Annotated in this window: 13 protein-coding genes and 3 tRNA genes; 6 read left to right on the top strand and 10 right to left on the bottom strand. The window is 62.7% G+C overall.

Annotated elements, in window-relative coordinates:
- Window positions 1-14 precede the first annotated feature (14 nt).
- The 6 genes from clpX to FAS41_RS21775 form a co-directional block, all read right to left on the bottom strand.
- Complete coding sequence (clpX, locus tag FAS41_RS21800; RefSeq protein ID WP_017519553.1) at window positions 15-1,295, bottom strand: ATP-dependent Clp protease ATP-binding subunit ClpX; 1,281 nt, start codon at window positions 1,293-1,295, stop codon at window positions 15-17.
- A 107-nt stretch (window positions 1,296-1,402) separates the two neighbouring features.
- Entirely contained in the window at window positions 1,403-2,041 is a 639-nt protein-coding gene (gene clpP, locus FAS41_RS21795; RefSeq protein WP_138525507.1) for an ATP-dependent Clp endopeptidase proteolytic subunit ClpP, read from the bottom strand.
- A gap of 93 nt (window positions 2,042-2,134) precedes the next feature.
- Window positions 2,135-3,445, bottom strand: coding sequence for a trigger factor (gene tig, locus FAS41_RS21790; protein ID WP_054907730.1), 1,311 nt, complete (start codon window positions 3,443-3,445; stop codon window positions 2,135-2,137).
- 142 nt (window positions 3,446-3,587) lie between these two features.
- Window positions 3,588-3,672, bottom strand: a tRNA-Leu gene (locus tag FAS41_RS21785).
- Window positions 3,673-3,724: 52 nt separating this feature from the next.
- A tRNA-His gene (locus FAS41_RS21780) sits at window positions 3,725-3,800 on the bottom strand.
- A 31-nt stretch (window positions 3,801-3,831) separates the two neighbouring features.
- Window positions 3,832-3,908: transfer RNA gene (locus FAS41_RS21775), tRNA-Arg, on the bottom strand.
- A 261-nt stretch (window positions 3,909-4,169) separates the two neighbouring features.
- Between FAS41_RS21775 and folD the strand changes: the two genes are divergently transcribed.
- Window positions 4,170-5,024 carry a bifunctional methylenetetrahydrofolate dehydrogenase/methenyltetrahydrofolate cyclohydrolase FolD gene (gene folD, locus FAS41_RS21770; RefSeq protein WP_138525506.1) on the top strand — a complete coding sequence of 285 codons (855 nt, stop codon included), beginning with the start codon at window positions 4,170-4,172 and terminating at the stop codon, window positions 5,022-5,024.
- A gap of 63 nt (window positions 5,025-5,087) precedes the next feature.
- Here folD and cysS read toward each other — a convergent pair whose 3' ends face one another.
- Window positions 5,088-6,476, bottom strand: a complete 1,389-nt coding sequence (gene cysS, locus FAS41_RS21765; protein ID WP_138525505.1) for a cysteine--tRNA ligase — start codon at window positions 6,474-6,476, stop codon at window positions 5,088-5,090.
- Window positions 6,477-6,479: 3 nt separating this feature from the next.
- Window positions 6,480-8,162 (bottom strand): glutamine--tRNA ligase/YqeY domain fusion protein, encoded by a 1,683-nt coding sequence (locus FAS41_RS21760; protein ID WP_138525569.1) that lies wholly within the window; start codon window positions 8,160-8,162, stop codon window positions 6,480-6,482.
- Between the two features lie 121 nt (window positions 8,163-8,283).
- Between FAS41_RS21760 and FAS41_RS21755 the strand changes: the two genes are divergently transcribed.
- The 3 genes from FAS41_RS21755 to FAS41_RS21745 all read left to right on the top strand — a co-directional run bounded on the left by FAS41_RS21755 (window position 8,284) and on the right by FAS41_RS21745 (window position 10,969).
- On the top strand, window positions 8,284-8,790 hold the full coding sequence (locus FAS41_RS21755; RefSeq protein ID WP_081516469.1) for a peptidylprolyl isomerase: 507 nt from the start codon (window positions 8,284-8,286) through the stop codon (window positions 8,788-8,790).
- Window positions 8,791-8,794: 4 nt separating this feature from the next.
- Entirely contained in the window at window positions 8,795-9,517 is a 723-nt protein-coding gene (gene lpxH / locus FAS41_RS21750; RefSeq protein WP_138525504.1) for a UDP-2,3-diacylglucosamine diphosphatase, read from the top strand.
- Between the two features lie 123 nt (window positions 9,518-9,640).
- The gene (locus FAS41_RS21745) at window positions 9,641-10,969 is read left to right on the top strand and encodes an SPFH domain-containing protein (RefSeq protein WP_138525503.1); all 1,329 of its coding nucleotides are present in this window, start codon (window positions 9,641-9,643) and stop codon (window positions 10,967-10,969) included.
- Window positions 10,970-11,105: 136 nt separating this feature from the next.
- Here FAS41_RS21745 and FAS41_RS21740 read toward each other — a convergent pair whose 3' ends face one another.
- Window positions 11,106-11,717 carry a MiaE family protein gene (locus tag FAS41_RS21740; RefSeq protein ID WP_138525502.1) on the bottom strand — a complete coding sequence of 204 codons (612 nt, stop codon included), beginning with the start codon at window positions 11,715-11,717 and terminating at the stop codon, window positions 11,106-11,108.
- A gap of 206 nt (window positions 11,718-11,923) precedes the next feature.
- Here FAS41_RS21740 and FAS41_RS21735 point away from each other — a divergent pair, with 206 nt between their 5' ends.
- Window positions 11,924-12,787, top strand: a complete 864-nt coding sequence (locus FAS41_RS21735; protein WP_138525501.1) for a universal stress protein — start codon at window positions 11,924-11,926, stop codon at window positions 12,785-12,787.
- 153 nt (window positions 12,788-12,940) lie between these two features.
- On the opposite strand, the gene FAS41_RS21730 is transcribed toward FAS41_RS21735, so the two are convergent.
- Window positions 12,941-13,417: a DUF1289 domain-containing protein gene (locus tag FAS41_RS21730; protein WP_138216343.1), complete on the bottom strand. Its 477-nt coding sequence runs from the start codon at window positions 13,415-13,417 to the stop codon at window positions 12,941-12,943.
- Window positions 13,418-13,799: 382 nt separating this feature from the next.
- On the opposite strand from FAS41_RS21730, the gene acnB reads away from it, so the two are divergent.
- Window positions 13,800-16,409, top strand: coding sequence for a bifunctional aconitate hydratase 2/2-methylisocitrate dehydratase (gene acnB / locus FAS41_RS21720; RefSeq protein WP_138525500.1), 2,610 nt, complete (start codon window positions 13,800-13,802; stop codon window positions 16,407-16,409).
- Window positions 16,410-16,512 lie beyond the last annotated feature (103 nt).

The following is a 16,512-nucleotide window of genomic DNA, read 5'->3' as shown; positions in this document are numbered from 1 at the left end:
GGCCCCTTCTGGTTTCAGGCGTCAGGTGCAGCCTTGGCCGGCTGCTCGCTGTTCTCGTAGATCAGCAGCGGCTGGGAGGAGCCCTCGATAACGCTTTCGTCGATCACCACCTTGCTGACATCGTTCTGCGAGGGGATCTCGTACATGGTGTCGAGCAGGATGCCTTCGAGGATCGAACGCAGGCCGCGGGCGCCGGTCTTGCGCTCCAGCGCGCGACGGGCGACAGCCTTGAGCGCGTCCGGGCGGAACTCGAGGTCCACGCCTTCCATCTCGAAGAGCTTGGCGTACTGCTTGGTCAACGCGTTCTTCGGCTCGGTCAGAATCTGCATCAGCGCAGGCTCGTCCAGCTCGTCAAGGGTCGCGATGATCGGCAGGCGGCCGACAAACTCGGGGATCAGACCGAATTTCACCAGGTCTTCCGGCTCGACCTCACGCAGCGCCTCACCGACCTTCTTGCCCGCTTCCTGGCTGCGAACCTCGGCATTGAAACCGATGCCGCCCTTGGTGGAACGGTTCTGGATGACCTTTTCCAGGCCAGCGAACGCGCCACCGCAGATGAACAGGATATTGCGGGTGTCGACCTGCAGGAACTCCTGCTGCGGGTGCTTGCGGCCGCCCTGGGGCGGCACGGAAGCCACGGTGCCTTCGATCAGCTTCAGCAGAGCCTGCTGAACGCCTTCGCCGGAGACGTCGCGGGTGATCGACGGGTTGTCGGATTTGCGCGAGATCTTGTCGATTTCGTCGATGTAGACGATACCCATCTGGGCTTTCTCGACATCGTAGTCGCACTTCTGCAGCAGCTTCTGGATGATGTTCTCGACGTCCTCGCCCACATAGCCAGCCTCGGTGAGGGTGGTGGCATCGGCGATGGTGAAGGGAACATTGAGCAGGCGCGCCAGGGTCTCGGCGAGCAGGGTCTTGCCCGAGCCGGTCGGCCCGATGAGCAGGATGTTGCTCTTGCCCAACTCGACGTCGTCCTTGCGCTCACGCTGGTTCAGACGCTTGTAGTGGTTGTACACCGCTACTGCCAGGGTTTTCTTGGCACGTTCCTGGCCGATCACGTACTGATCGAGGATGGTGCGGATCTCTTTCGGCGCCGGAAGCTTGTGCGCACTGCTCTCTGCCTGTGCTTCCTGCACCTCCTCACGGATGATGTCATTGCACAGGTCGACGCACTCGTCGCAGATAAAGACCGAGGGGCCGGCAATCAACTTGCGCACTTCGTGCTGGCTCTTGCCGCAGAAGGAGCAATACAGCAGCTTGCCGTTGTCCTCGCCGTTGCGGGTGTCAGTCATTCGATCGTTCCAATCGGGGATATACGTGAAGGACAAGATGAAGGCATTCGCAGGCATTTTCAAGCCCGCGAGCGGCCGGATTACCGGCCGCGGTACAGCGGAGAGACTCAGCTGGCGGAAGGACGCTGAGTGAAGACCTGATCGATCAGACCGTATTTGACGGCGTCGTCGCCGCTCATGAAGCGGTCACGATCGGTATCGCGGGCGATGACATCCAGCGGCTGGCCGGTGTGGTGCGCCAGCACCTGGTTCAGGCGTTCCTTGATGAAGAGGATTTCCTTGGCGTGGATCTCGATATCCGAGGCCTGGCCCTGGAAGCCACCCAGCGGCTGGTGGATCATCATGCGCGAATGCGGCAGGCAGTAGCGCTTGCCAGCGGCGCCGCCGGCCAGCAGCAGGGCACCCATGCTGCACGCCTGGCCCACGCAGATGGTGGACACGTCGGGCTTGATGAACTGCATGGTGTCGTAGATCGACATGCCAGCAGTCACGGAACCACCCGGGGAGTTGATGTAGAGGTGGATGTCCTTGTCCGGGTTTTCGGCCTCGAGGAACAGCAGCTGGGCAACCACGAGGTTGGCCATGTAGTCCTCTACCTGGCCCACCAGGAAGATGATCCGCTCCTTCAGCAGGCGCGAATAGATGTCGTAGGAACGCTCACCGCGGGCGGACTGCTCCACCACCATCGGCACCAGACCACCAGCGGCCTGAATGTTCGGAACTTGCGGCATATAAGGATTATGCATGTCCGACGATCACTCCCTAATAAAAAGTCATGTCTCTATAGACGCACAAGCCAGCCCGAAGGCTGGCTTGTGACAATCGAACGAAGCGAAGGATCAGGCCGCTTGCGGAGCTTCTGCAGGCTTGACCGCGTCTTCGTAGGATACCTGCTTGTCGGTCACATTGGCCTTCTGCAGGACAGTATCTACAACTTGTTCTTCCAGTACAACCGAGCGAACTTCGTTCAGTTGCTGGTCGTTCTTGTAGTACCAGGAAACAACCTGTTCCGGCTCCTGATAAGCGGAAGCCATCTCTTCGATCATTTCGCGAACGCGGGCTTCATCAGCCTTCAGCTCGTGCTGCTTGACCAGCTCGGCGACGATCAGACCCAGCACGACGCGGCGCTTGGCCTGCTCCTCGAACAGCTCGGCCGGCAGTTGGTCGGGCTTGATGTTGCCACCGAACTGCTGGACAGCCTGGACGCGCAGACGATTGACTTCGTTGCCGATCAGGGCTTTCGGAACTTCGATCGGGTTGGTCTCTACCAGACCTTCCATCACCTGGTTCTTCACCTTGGACTTGATGGCCTGACGCAGCTCACGCTCCATGTTCTTGCGAACTTCGGTGCGGAAGCCTTCCAGAGTGCTTTCCTTGACGCCGAACAGAGCGAAGAACTCTTCGTTCAGTTCCGGCAGCTTCGGCTCGGCGACGCTGTTGACGGTAGCGGTGAACTCGGCGGCTTTGCCGGCCAGGTCCAGGTTCTGGTAGTCCTCGGGGAAGGTTACGTTCAGAACGCGCTCTTCACCGGCCTTGGCGCCGACCAGGCCTTCTTCGAAGCCCGGAATCATGCGGCCAGAGCCCAGCACCAGCAAGGTGCCCTTGGCGGAACCACCAGCGAAGGCTTCGCCATCGATCTTGCCAACGAAGTCGATGTTCACCTGGTCGTCGTTCTGAGCGGCGCGGTCAACAGCTTCGAAGCGGGTGTTCTGCTTGCGCAGGATTTCCAGCATGTTGTCGAGATCGGCGTCAGCCACGTCGGCCTGCAGGCGCTCGACCTTGATACCGTCGAAACCGGCAACCTGGAACTCGGGGAAGACTTCGAAGGTAGCGATGTACTCAAGGCCCTTCTCTTTCTCGAACACTTTCGGCTCGACGGAGGGGGCACCAGCCGGGTTCAGCTTCTGCTCGACCACGGCTTCGTAGAAGGTTTCCTGGATCAGGTCACCGAGGGCTTCCTGACGAGCGGCGGCTTCATAGCGCTGACGGATCACGCTCATCGGCACCTTGCCGGGACGGAAGCCAGGAACCTTGGCGCGACGAGCGGTCTGCTGCAGACGCTTGTTGACTTCGGTCTCGATGCGCTCGGCCGGCACGCCAACGGTCATGCGGCGCTCAAGAGCGGAGGTGCTTTCAACGGAAACTTGCATGGATATTCCTCGTGGCACAGACGTAAGCCGGTCCTTCCGGCTCCCAGAATCAAGGGCAAGCATTCTAGTAGCTAGAAATGCAGAAGTCACCCCGAGTGGAAGCTGCGGAAATTCACGGATGCGAGAGCTTATGGAAAGAAGATGGTGCGGACGGAGAGACTCGAACTCTCACAGCTTGCGCCACCGGAACCTAAATCCGGCGTGTCTACCAATTTCACCACGTCCGCAGGGTACCGCAGAAACGAAAACGCCAGGCTCTGGGCCTGGCGCTTCGGAATATGGGGTGGACGATGGGAATCGAACCCACGACACCAGGAGCCACAATCCTGTGCTCTACCAACTGAGCTACGCCCACCATATTACATTTGCTTGTACCGAACGCCACTTGGCGCACCCGGCAGGACTCGAACCTGCGACCATCCGCTTAGAAGGCGGATGCTCTATCCAGCTGAGCTACGGGCGCTTTAGTGGCGGCAACCCTTGCTAAGCAGACCTGGCGTTACCACCAGATCGGTTGGCACCGCCTCTTTCGTGTTTCAGGCTGTGCTCGGCAAGCGGGGCGCATGTTATCGATGAGGCCATACCCCGTCAACAACTTTTTTAAAAAAAGTTCAAAGAGATAAAGGAGTTACGCCAAATCAGGGGCTCCCGCCTTTGCCTTATGGAGGCAGCATGCGAAAATGCGCGCCTTCTTTTCTCCCGCCTTAATGGTTATCCCCCCGACATGACTGCAAAACTGATCGACGGCAAAGCGATCGCCGCCAGCCTCCGCCAGCAGATTGGCCAACGCGTCAATGAACGCCGCCAGCAAGGACTGCGCATCCCCGGCCTGGCTGTGATCCTGGTCGGTAGCGACCCCGCCTCTCAGGTCTATGTCGCGCACAAGCGCAAGGACTGTGAAGAGGTCGGCTTCCTCTCCCAGGCGTACGACCTCCCCGCCAGCACCACCCAGCAAGAGCTGCTGGCACTGATCGACCGCCTGAACGCCGACCCGGCCATCGACGGCATCCTCGTCCAGCTGCCCCTCCCCGCCCACCTCGATGCCTCCCAACTGCTGGAGCGCATCAGCCCGGACAAGGACGTGGACGGCTTCCACCCCTTCAACATCGGCCGCCTGGCCCAGCGCATCCCGCTGCTGCGCCCCTGCACCCCGAAAGGCATCATGACCCTGCTGCAAAGCACTGGCGTCGATCTTTACGGCATGGACGCTGTGGTAGTGGGCGCATCGAACATCGTCGGCCGCCCCATGGCACTGGAACTGCTGCTGGGCGGCTGCACCGTCACCGTGACCCACCGATTCACCCGCGACCTGGCCGATCACGTACGCCGCGCCGACCTGGTGGTCGTGGCCGCCGGCAAGCCAGGCCTGGTGAAGGGCGAGTGGATCAAGGAAGGCGCCATCGTCATCGACGTGGGCATTAACCGCCAGGCCGACGGCAAGCTGGTGGGCGACGTTGAATATGACGTTGCCGCCGAGCGCGCCAGCTGGATCACCCCGGTGCCGGGCGGCGTCGGCCCGATGACCCGTGCCTGCCTGCTGGAAAACACGCTGTACGCCGCCGAACACCTGCACACCTGACAGGCTTTCGACGAGCAAGAAAAAGGCCGCTGATCAGCGGCCTTTTTCATTTCCAGGACAACTTTACTCGGCGAGACGCCAGGTAGTGCCACCCTTGCCATCTTCCAGCACGACGCCCAGAGCGGTCAGCTCGTCGCGGATGCGGTCGGATTCAGCCCAGTTCTTCGCCGCGCGGGCATCCAGGCGAGCCTGAATCAGCGCCTCGACCTGCGCGGCGTCGACCTTGCCGACAGCGCCGGCCTGGAGGAACTCGTCGGCACCCAGCTGCAGCACGCCCAGCAGAGCACCCAGCTCACGCACGCGCGCCGCGAGAGCAGCCGCTGCCGCCGGGTCACTTTCGCGTAGACGATTGACCTCGCGGACCATCTCGAACAGCACGGCAACCGCTTCCGGCGTACCGAAGTCGTCATCCATTGCATTGCCGAAGCGCTCAACAAACTCCTCGCCACCCTCGGCAGCCACCTGCGGCAGACCGCGCAGCGCGGTGTAGAAACGCTCCAGTGCGCCCTTCGCTTCCTTGAGGTTGTCTTCGGAATAGTTGATCGGGCTGCGGTAGTGGCTGGAGACCAGCAGGAAGCGCACGACTTCCGGATGGTATTTCTCCAGCACTTCGCGAATGGTGAAGAAGTTGCCCAGGGACTTGGACATCTTCTCGCCATCCACGCGCACCGCGCCGGCGTGCATCCAGCTGGCCGCATAGAGCTTGCCGGTGGCCGCCTCGCTCTGCGCGATCTCGTTCTCGTGGTGCGGGAACACCAGGTCCGGGCCGCCGCCGTGGATGTCGAAAGTCTCGCCCAGGCAGCAGGTAGACATCACCGAGCACTCGATGTGCCAACCCGGACGCCCGGCGCCCCAGGGCGACTCCCAGCTCGGCTCGCCCGGCTTGGCGCCTTTCCAGAGCACGAAGTCCAGCGGGTCTTCCTTGGATTCGTCGACCTCGATCCGCGCACCGATGCGCAGGTCTTCGATCTTCTTGCGCGACAGCTTGCCGTAGCCGGCGAACTTGCCAACCCGGTAGTAGACGTCGCCGTTGCCCGGCGCGTAGGCGTAGCCCTTGTCGATCAGGGTCTGGATCATCTCGTGCATGCCGGCGATATGGCCGGTGGCGCGCGGCTCGATGTCCGGACGCAGGACCGACAGGCGCGCCTCGTCTTCATGCATCGCAGCGATCATGCGGGCGGTCAGGTCTTCGAACGATTCACCGTTCTCCTGGGCGCGACGGATGATCTTGTCGTCGATGTCGGTAATGTTGCGCACATAGGTCAGGTCATAGCCGCGATGGCGCAGCCAGCGAGCAATGACGTCGAACGCCACCATCACGCGGGCATGGCCGATGTGGCAAAAGTCGTACACGGTCATGCCGCACACGTACATGCGTACCTGGTTGCCCACCAGCGGCTTGAAGCTGTCCTTGGTCTTGGACAGCGTGCTGTAGATCTGCAAGTCAGCCATCCGTTACTGCCCCCAGGAATCGCGCAGGGTCACGGTGCGGTTGAAGACCAGGGCTTCAGCCTTGGAGTCCTTGGCATCCGCGCAGAAGTAACCTTCACGCTCGAACTGGAAGCGATCCTCGGCAGTGGCGCTGGCCAGCGACGGCTCGGCGCGGCAGCCCTGGAGCACCACCAGGGAGTCCGGGTTGATGTTGTCGAGGAAGCTGCCGCCCTCTTCCGACTTCTCCGGGTTGGCGGAGCGGAACAGGCGGTCGTACAGGCGCACCTCGCACTCGACGCTCTCGGCGGCCGGTACCCAGTGGATCACGCCCTTGACCTTGCGACCCTCGGGGTTCTTGCCCAGGGTGTTCTCGTCGTAGCTGCAGCGCAGTTCGACGATATTGCCTTCGGCATCCTTGATGGCTTCGTCGGCACGGATCACGTAGCTGCCGCGCAGGCGCACTTCGCCGCCCGGGATCAGGCGCTTGTAGCCGGCCGGCGGGACTTCCTCGAAGTCGCTGGCATCAATGTAGATCTCGCGGCTGAACGGCAGCACGCGCACGCCCATGTCCTGCTTCGGATGGCGCGGCAGTTCGAGGTTCTCGACCTGGCCTTCCGGGTAGTTGGTGATGACCACCTTCAGCGGCTTGAGCACACACATGGCGCGGCCGGCGTTGGCGTCGAGGTCGTCACGGATGGCGAACTCCAGCATGCCGATATCCACCAGGCCACCGGCACGGTTAACACCGATCATGTCGCAGAAGGCACGGATCGACGCCGGGGTGTAGCCACGGCGACGGTAGCCGGACAGCGTCGACATGCGCGGGTCGTCCCAGCCATTCACGTGGTTTTCATCGACCAGCTGCTTGAGCTTGCGCTTGCTGGTGATGGTGTAGTTCAGGTTCAGGCGCGCGAATTCGTACTGGCGCGGCTGGGCCGGGACCGGCAGGTTGGCCAGGAACCACTCGTACAGCGGGCGGTGATCCTCGAACTCCAGGGTGCAGATGGAGTGGGTGATGCCCTCGATCGCATCCGACTGACCGTGGGTGAAGTCGTAGCTGGGGTAGATGCACCACTTGTCGCCGGTCTGATGGTGATGGGCATGGCGGATACGGTAGAGGATCGGGTCGCGCAGGTTGATGTTCGGCGAGGCCATGTCGATCTTCGCGCGCAGCGAGCGGGCGCCATCCGGGAATTCGCCGGCTTTCATGCGAGCGAACAGGTCCAGGTTCTCTTCCACCGAACGGTCGCGGAACGGGCTGTTCTTGCCCGGTTCGGTCAGGGAGCCACGGTAGGCACGCATTTCCTCGGCGTTCAGGTCGCAGACGAAGGCCTTGCCGGCCTTGATCAGGTCCACTGCCCAGTCATGCAACTGGTCGAAGTAGTTGGACGCATAGCGCACCTGGCCCGCCCACTCGAAGCCCAGCCACTTCACATCGGCCTCGATGGCGTCGATGTATTCCTGGTCTTCCTTCGCCGGATTGGTATCGTCGAAGCGCAGGTGGCAGTCACCGCCGAACTCCTTGGCCAGGCCGAAGTTCAGACAGATGGACTTGGCATGGCCGATATGCAGGTAGCCGTTGGGCTCCGGCGGGAAGCGGGTGACGATCTTCTGGTGCTTGCCACTGTCCAGGTCGGCCTGGACGATGGGGCGTAGGAAGTTGGCGGCAACAGTGGCTTCTTTCGTATCGGCGGTAGGCTTGCTCATGGTGTCCTTGATCATGCTGTCGTTCAGCCAGGGTAGGCCGGCCAAACCAAAGCGCTTATCATAGCCGAAGCTGTCAACCCCCTGACAGGCCTTCGATTTTTCCAAAGAGCGGAATTCCCTGATGACTACCACCGTCAAACTGCAGACCAACTTCGGCGATATCACCCTTGAACTGTTCGACGACAAGGCACCCGAAACCGTCGCCAACTTCAAGGAGTACGTGAAGGCCGGCCATTACGACAACACCGTGTTCCACCGTGTGATCAACAACTTCATGATCCAGGGCGGCGGTTTCGAGCCGGGCATGAAGCAGAAGTCCACCCGCAAGTCGATCAAGAACGAAGCCAACAACGGCGTCGGCAACAAGATCGGTACCGTCGCCATGGCCCGCACCATGGAGCCGCATTCGGCCAGCGCGCAGTTCTTCATCAACGTCGCCGACAACGACTTCCTCAACCACAGCGCACCGACCGTGCAGGGCTGGGGCTACTGCGTGTTCGGTGAAGTGAAGGACGGCATGGACGTGGTCAACAAGATCAAGACCGTCGCCACCACCATGCGCTCCGGCCACCAGGACGTACCGGCCGACGACGTGATCATCGAGAAAGCAGAAGTCATCGGCGAGTGAGTCGATGAGCGTCCTGTTCATCTCGGACCTGCATCTCGAAGCGGAACGCCCGGACATTACCCGGGCGTTCTTGCATTTCCTCTCTACCCGGGCCCGCACGGCCGAGGCGCTGTATATCCTCGGCGACTTCTTCGAAGCCTGGATCGGCGACGATGGCATGGACGAGTTCCAGCACTCCATCGCCCGCGCCCTGCGTGAATTGTCCGATAGCGGCACGCGCATCTTCCTGATGCACGGCAACCGCGACTTCCTGATCGGCCAGGCCTTCTGCCGTGAGGCCGGCTGCAAGCTGCTGCGCGACCCGAGCCTGATCGATCTGGGCGGCGAGCAAGTCCTGCTGATGCATGGCGACAGCCTGTGCACTCTCGACGTGGCCTATATGAAGCTGCGCCGCTGGCTGCGCAATCCGTTGACCCTGTTCATCCTGCGCCACCTGCCACTGGCCGCCCGCCACAAGCTGGCGCGCAAGCTGCGCAAGGAAAGCCGCGCGCAGACTCGCATGAAGGCCAGCGAGATCGTCGACGTCACCCCGGCGGAAGTGGAGCGCATCATGCGCGACAAGGGCGTACGCATCCTGATCCACGGCCATACCCACCGCCCTGCCGTCCACGAACTGGAAATTGACGGTCGCCCCGCGCGGCGCATCGTCCTCGGCGACTGGGACAGCCAGGGCTGGGCCCTGGAGGCCGACGAACAAGGCATGCAGCAGGCGCCTTTCCCCCTGTGAAGCCCCGGGCCACCGCAATGGTGGCCTTTTGGCGCTAACTCACCCGCACTGTCAGACATTTCTCCTTGACCGGCACCAACCGCCCTGCGCAGCATTCGCGGTTTGCTCACTCAAGGAAGAAACATGTTCAGCAAGGGAAACCTCATCAAGTTCGGCGCCCTGCCCCTGGCACTGGTCGCCGCCGCCTTCATCCTGTTCAACGGCGTCTTCTTCTATAACGAAGCCGGCTTCATGACCCACGTGCGGACCATCTTCGGCGACGAGAAGATCGTCGACGACGTCGGCTACGCCACCAAATGGTTCGGCCGTGCCACTACCTGGAAGAAAGCCATCAGCGTGCAGTCCGTACTGATCATGGACGACAACGACAACAACCCCGACAACGATGGCCTCGGCGCCACCATCGAAGCCTTCCCGATCGTGTTCCTCGGCAACGTCGACGCCAAGGTCGAGTCCTCCGCGCGCTTCCGCCTGCCCGGCGGCGACCAGTTCCTGAAGATGGCCCAGGAATATCGCAACCCGGACAACTTCATCCGTACCGCGCTGGTCCCGGCAATCAAGGAAACCCTCCAGGCCACCGCCTCACTGATGACCGCCGACGACTACTACGCCGGCGCCCGCAGCGAATTCGCCGCAGAGTTCGAGAACCAGCTCAACGACGGCCTTTACCTGATCAAGCGCAAGGAAGTCCGTGGCCCGCGCGGCGCCGTCCCGCATCAGACCGCCATCCTCCAGGCCGGCACCGAACAGGGCAGCTTCGGCGACAACAACGCCAGCCAGTTCGTCACCGAGAAGGTCACTGACACCAAGGGCATCCCGGTACGCAAGCAGCAGCAATTCCGCAAGTTCGGCGTGGAAGTGGTGGAGGCACGCATCACCAACGTCGACCCCAACCCGCAGTACAAGCAGCGCATGGTCAAGGTTCAGCAGGCTTTGGCCGAGCTGGCCGTGGCTCGTCAGAACCGCCTGAAGGAAGAGGAAGAGAAGCTGCTGGTCACCGCTCGCGGCGAGAAGGAAGTGGAAGCCAAGCGCCAGGAAACCCTGCGTGACCAGATCGAGCGCACCACCCAGGCCGAGACCGAGAAGCAGCTGGCAGTAATCAACGCCGAGCGCGAGAAGCAGCGCGCCGAGATCGAGAAACAAACCGCCGAGCTGCTGCGCGACAAAGCTGCCGTGACGGCACAGGCCACCAAGATCACCGCCGACGCCGATGCCTATGCCCGCGAAGCGGTAATCAAGGCGGACGGCGCGCTGCAGCCCAAGCTCGACGCACTGATCGCCATCAACAAGGTCTGGGCTGAAGCTGCCGCCCAGGCGCCGGTACCCAGCGTGATGATGGCTGGCGGCCCGACCGGTGCCAGCAGCCGCCAGGACGAGATCGGCCAGCTGATGGGCGTGCTCGCTACCAAGGCGGCGCGCGATCTGGCGCTGGACCTCAAGGTCAAGGACTGAACCTGTAGGAGCGAGCTTGCTCGCGAACCAGCCCAGCGCCCTGGCTGCCGGGAAATCTGTTCGCGAGCAAGCTCGCTCCTACGAAGAACCAAGAAAAAAGCGCCCGACTGGGCGCTTTTTCATTCCGGCGGGAGAATCAGGCCGCCTGCACTTCGGGCACGCCGCTGTGGAAACGGAACTCGCTGTCCGGCGACTGGATCAGTCCAGCCTCCACTTCGCGAATCTCCGCCACGCGGCGGTCAATGTCGGCGTCATCGCCGTAGCGGCGCGCCAGGCTCAGGTAACCCTGGAAGTGCCGCGCCTCGGATTTCAGCAGCGAGCCGTAGAACTTCGCCAGGTCGGCATCCAGGTGATCCACCAGCGCGGCGAAACGCTCGCAGCTGCGGCATTCGATGAAGGCGCCGACGATCAGGGTATCCACCAGCTTCTGCGGCTCGTGATTGCGTACCACGGTACGCAGGCTGGAAGCGTAGCGACCGGCGGAGATCGGCCGTAGCGGGATGCCGCGCTTCTTCAGGATTGCCAGCACCTGCTCATGGTGACGCAGTTCCTCGCGGGCGAGGCGCGACATGAAGTTCACCAGTTCCTCGTGGGCACTGTACTTGGCGATCAGGGCCAGGGCCGTGCTGGCAGCCTTGAACTCGTTGTTCTTGTGGTCGATCAGCATCACCGCCTGATCCCGCAGCGCGGCTTCCACCCACGCATCCGGCGTGGCACAACCGAGAAATTCCCTGATTTCAGACAACATGTACTTTCTCCAACCCGCAGACCGACGCGCAGCCGCGCAAACACTTGGCGCACCCGCCCGTCGCTGGCCGGTGTCATAAAGGCGGAGCATTATACGAATGCCGCCGCGCGGAACCAGCTTCCGGCGTTGATATGCCTCAACGTCATGAACGAGATATCCCGACTACAGTTGTTCCACATAAACAACGCGCACGAAGGGAGACGATCATGCAAGCCATCCGTAGCATCCTCGTAGTCGTGGACCCGGACCAGCCGGAAGGTCTCGCGCTGAAACGGGCCCGCCTGATCGCCAGCGTGACCCAGTCGCACCTGCACCTGCTGGCCTGCGAGCGGCGCGCCGACTACAGCGCCAAGCTCGAGGAAGTCGCCGAGGTGCTGCGCCAGGAAGGTTTCAGCGCTTCCAGCCGCCAGGCCTGGAAGGACAACCTGCACCAGACCATCATCGCCGAACAGCAAGCCGAAGGCTGCGGGCTGGTGATCAAGCAGCACAGCCCGGACAACCCACTGAAGAAAGCCCTGCTCACCCCGGACGACTGGAAGCTGCTGCGCTTCTGCCCTGCCCCGGTGTTGCTGGTGAAGACCAGCCTGCCCTGGGCCGGACGCAACATCCTCGCTGCCGTGGACGTGGGCAACAACGACGTCGAGCACCGTACGCTGCACGCCGGGATCGTCAGCCACGCCTACGACATCGCCGGCCTCGCCCACGGTCAGCTGCACGTCATCAGCGCGCATCCCTCGCCCATGCTCTCGGCGGCCGACCCGACCTTCCAGCTCAGCGAGACCATCGAGGCCAAGTACCGCGAGGCGTGCAAGGCGTTCCAGGCGGAATACGGCGTCGACGACCAGCACCTGCACATCGAGGAAGGCCCGGCGGACGTGCTGATCCCCCGTGCAGCGCATAACCTCGATGCGGCGGTAACGGTGATCGGCAGCGTGGCGCGCACCGGGTTCGCCGGCGCGCTGATCGGCAACACCGCGGAAGTGGTGCTGGATACGCTGGAAAGCGACATCCTGGTGCTCAAGCCGGACGACATCATCGCCCACCTGGAGGAGATCGCCGCCAAGCCCTGAAAACCGCGCAGAAGCCTGACCTGTAGGAGCGAGCTTGCTCGCGAACCAGCACAGCGCTGGAGCTGCCGGAAAATCCAGTTCGCGAGCAAGCTCGCTCCTACAAAAAACAAAAGCGCCCGTCGGGCGCTTTTTTTATGGGCAGGCGGCAGACAGTCAGACCCGCGACTCCAGCGCCTCAGCCAGGAAGCTCGGCGCGATATAACGCTCGTAATGCGCCTCGGACAGGATGAAGAACTCCTTGTCGATGGCATCGCGCAGATCCGGCAGCGGCCATTCGCGGAACTCCGGCAGCAACGCCAGGCCGTAGGCTTCCACCTGGTTGATCATCCGCGAGCCGCGGGCGATCAGCTGGTAGGCCCAGCAATACGGCGACTGCTCGGGCACGAAGCGGATCTGCCGCTGTTCCAGCTGGCTGCGCAGCAAGGACGCATCGAAGACTTCCAGCTTGGCCATCATCACCTGCGTCAGCAGGATCTCCAGACGGCTCAGGACCGCCCGTTTCTCTTCGTCGCCGTAGCGGTTCCAGTTCACCACTTCGTGGTGGAAGCGCTTGCAGCCACGGCAGACCAGGTCGCCATAGACCGTCGAGCAGAGCCCGACACAGGGGGTTTTGATGCGTTGCGAAGACATGGCTGAACAGATAGCTGGCAAAGCGGGCATGTTAGCCCTTTGTCTAGGCAAGATCACCCTCGGGCGCCACGCAAATCGGCTTACCAAGGCCCATTAATTCCATTAGAATGGCTGCGCCTTTTTGGCGTCATTGTCCGAAAGAAGCTGTTTTCAAAGCGTCACGAAGCACAGATTCCGGCAGCCGCGCGGTCTGGGCGCCTCCCTCAAGCGCCCAGCCCCATCAGTCCCAGGCCACCCCGGCGTAAAACTTTGAAAACAGCTTCTGCCCGGAGATCGCCGGTGCCGTCGTAGGTCAGTGGATTACCGTCCACCATGCCTGACGAATGGATCGGAGGGGTCTCCTGGATACGCGTCCTCCGGGACCACTGATGAGGGAAATACTGTGCTTGAAGCCTATCGCAAACACGTAGAAGAGCGTGCCGCCCAGGGCGTCGTGCCCCAGCCGCTGAACGCCGAACAGACCGCTGGTCTGGTCGAACTCCTGAAGAACCCGCCGGCCGGCGAAGAAGAATTTCTCCTCGACCTGATCACCAACCGCGTACCGCCGGGCGTGGACGAAGCTGCCTACGTCAAGGCCGGCTTCCTGTCCGCCGTCGCCAAGGGTGAAGCCACTTCCCCGCTGCTGACCAAGGCCCGCGCGCTCGAGCTGCTGGGCACCATGCAGGGTGGCTACAACATCACCACCATGGTCGAGCTGCTGGACAACGCCGAGCTGGCCGAAGTCGCCGCCGCGCAGCTGAAGCACACCCTGCTGATGTTCGACGCCTTCCACGACGTCGCCGAGCGCGCCAAGAAAGGCAACGCCGCCGCCAAGGCCGTGCTGCAATCCTGGGCCGATGGCGAGTGGTTCAAGGCCCGTCCGGCCGTCGCCGAAAAGCTGACCCTGACCGTGTTCAAGGTCCCCGGCGAAACCAACACCGACGACCTGTCCCCCGCTCCGGACGCCTGGTCGCGCCCTGACATCCCGCTGCACGCCCTGGCCATGCTGAAGATGGCCCGCGACGGCATCGAGCCGATCCAGCCGGGTTCCGTCGGTCCGCTGAAGCAGATCGAAGCGGTCAAGGCCAAGGGCTTCCCGGTTGCCTACGTCGGTGACGTGGTCGGTACCGGTTCTTCCCGCAAGTCCGCCACCAACTCGGTGCTGTGGTTCTTCGGCGACGACATCCCCTACGTGCCGAACAAGCGCGGCGGCGGTTTCTGCTTCGGCACCAAGATCGCCCCGATCTTCTACAACACCATGGAAGACGCCGGCGCCCTGCCGATCGAATTCGACTGCACCAACCTGGCCATGGGCGACGTCATCGACGTTTACCCGTACGAAGGCAAGGTCGTGCGTCATGACAGCGGCGAAGTGGTCACCACCTTCGAGCTGAAGACCCCGGTCCTGCTGGACGAAGTCCGCGCCGGCGGCCGTATTCCGCTGATCGTTGGCCGTGGCCTGACCGAGAAGGCCCGCGCCGAGCTGGGTCTGGCCCCGTCCGACCTGTTCAAGAAGCCGGAAGCGCCGGCCGACAGCGGCAAGGGCTTCACCCTCGCCCAGAAGATGGTTGGCCGCGCCTGCGGTCTGGCCGAAGGCCAGGGCGTCCGTCCGGGCACCTACTGCGAACCGAAGATGACCACCGTCGGTTCCCAGGACACCACCGGCCCGATGACCCGCGACGAGCTGAAAGACCTGGCTTGCCTGGGCTTCTCCGCCGACCTGGTGATGCAGTCCTTCTGCCACACCGCTGCCTATCCGAAGCCGATCGACGTCAAGACCCACCACACCCTGCCGGACTTCATCATGACCCGCGGCGGTGTCTCCCTGCGTCCGGGCGATGGCATCATCCACAGCTGGCTGAACCGCATGCTGCTGCCTGACACCGTCGGCACCGGCGGCGACTCGCACACCCGCTTCCCGATCGGCATCAGCTTCCCGGCCGGCTCCGGCCTGGTCGCCTTCGCCGCTGCCACCGGCGTCATGCCGCTGGACATGCCCGAATCGGTTCTGGTGCGCTTCAAGGGCCAGCTGCAACCGGGTATCACCCTGCGTGACCTGGTCCATGCCATCCCCTACTACGCGATCCAGGCTGGCCTGCTGACCGTCGAGAAGAAAGGCAAGAAGAACATCTTCTCCGGCCGCATCCTCGAGATCGAAGGTCTGAACGACCTGACTGTCGAGCAAGCCTTCGAGCTGTCCGACGCCTCCGCCGAGCGTTCGGCTGCCGGTTGCACCATCAAGCTGCCGGAAGAGGCCATCGCCGAGTACCTGAAGTCCAACATCACCCTGCTGCGCTGGATGATCGGCGAAGGCTACGGCGATGCCCGCACCCTGGAGCGCCGCGCGCAAGCGATGGAAGCCTGGCTGGCCAACCCGCAACTGCTGGACGCCGACAAGGACGCCGAGTATGCCGCGGTCATCGAGATCGACCTGGCCGACGTCAAGGAGCCGGTACTCTGCGCTCCGAACGACCCGGACGACGCCCGCCTGCTGTCCAGCGTACAAGGCCGCAAGATCGATGAGGTCTTCATCGGCTCCTGCATGACCAACATCGGTCACTTCCGCGCTGCCGGCAAGCTGCTGGACAAGGTCAAGGGTGGCATTCCGACCCGTCTGTGGCTGGCTCCGCCGACCAAGATGGACGCCCATCAGCTGACCGAAGAAGGCTACTACGGCATCTACGGCAAGGCTGGCGCGCGCATGGAAATGCCGGGCTGCTCGCTGTGCATGGGTAACCAGGCTCGCGTACAGACCGGTTCGACCGTGGTCTCCACCTCGACCCGTAACTTCCCGAACCGTCTGGGCGACGCCACCGACGTGTTCCTGGCATCCGCCGAGCTGGCCGCCGTTTCCTCGATCATCGGCAAGCTGCCGACCGTCGAGGAGTACATGGCCTACGCGAAGGACATCGACAGCATGTCTGCCGATATCTACCGCTACCTGAGCTTCGACCAGATCGCCGAGTTCCGCGAAGCTGCCGCCAACGCGAAGATCCCGGCCGTCCAGGTCTGAGACTCCTAGCGTGATGAAAAGCCCCGCCTCGTGCGGGGCTTTTCTTTTCCAGGCCCCGAAACAGAGCGCTCCCGCCCTCCCCTAACGATGGGCCTAATACTTA

It is taken from the genome of Pseudomonas nicosulfuronedens, assembly GCF_005877905.1.
Classification (GTDB): domain Bacteria; phylum Pseudomonadota; class Gammaproteobacteria; order Pseudomonadales; family Pseudomonadaceae; genus Pseudomonas; species Pseudomonas nicosulfuronedens.
The sequence above is the reverse complement of the archived record's forward strand: the minus strand, read 5'-3'. Positions and strand labels throughout refer to the sequence as shown.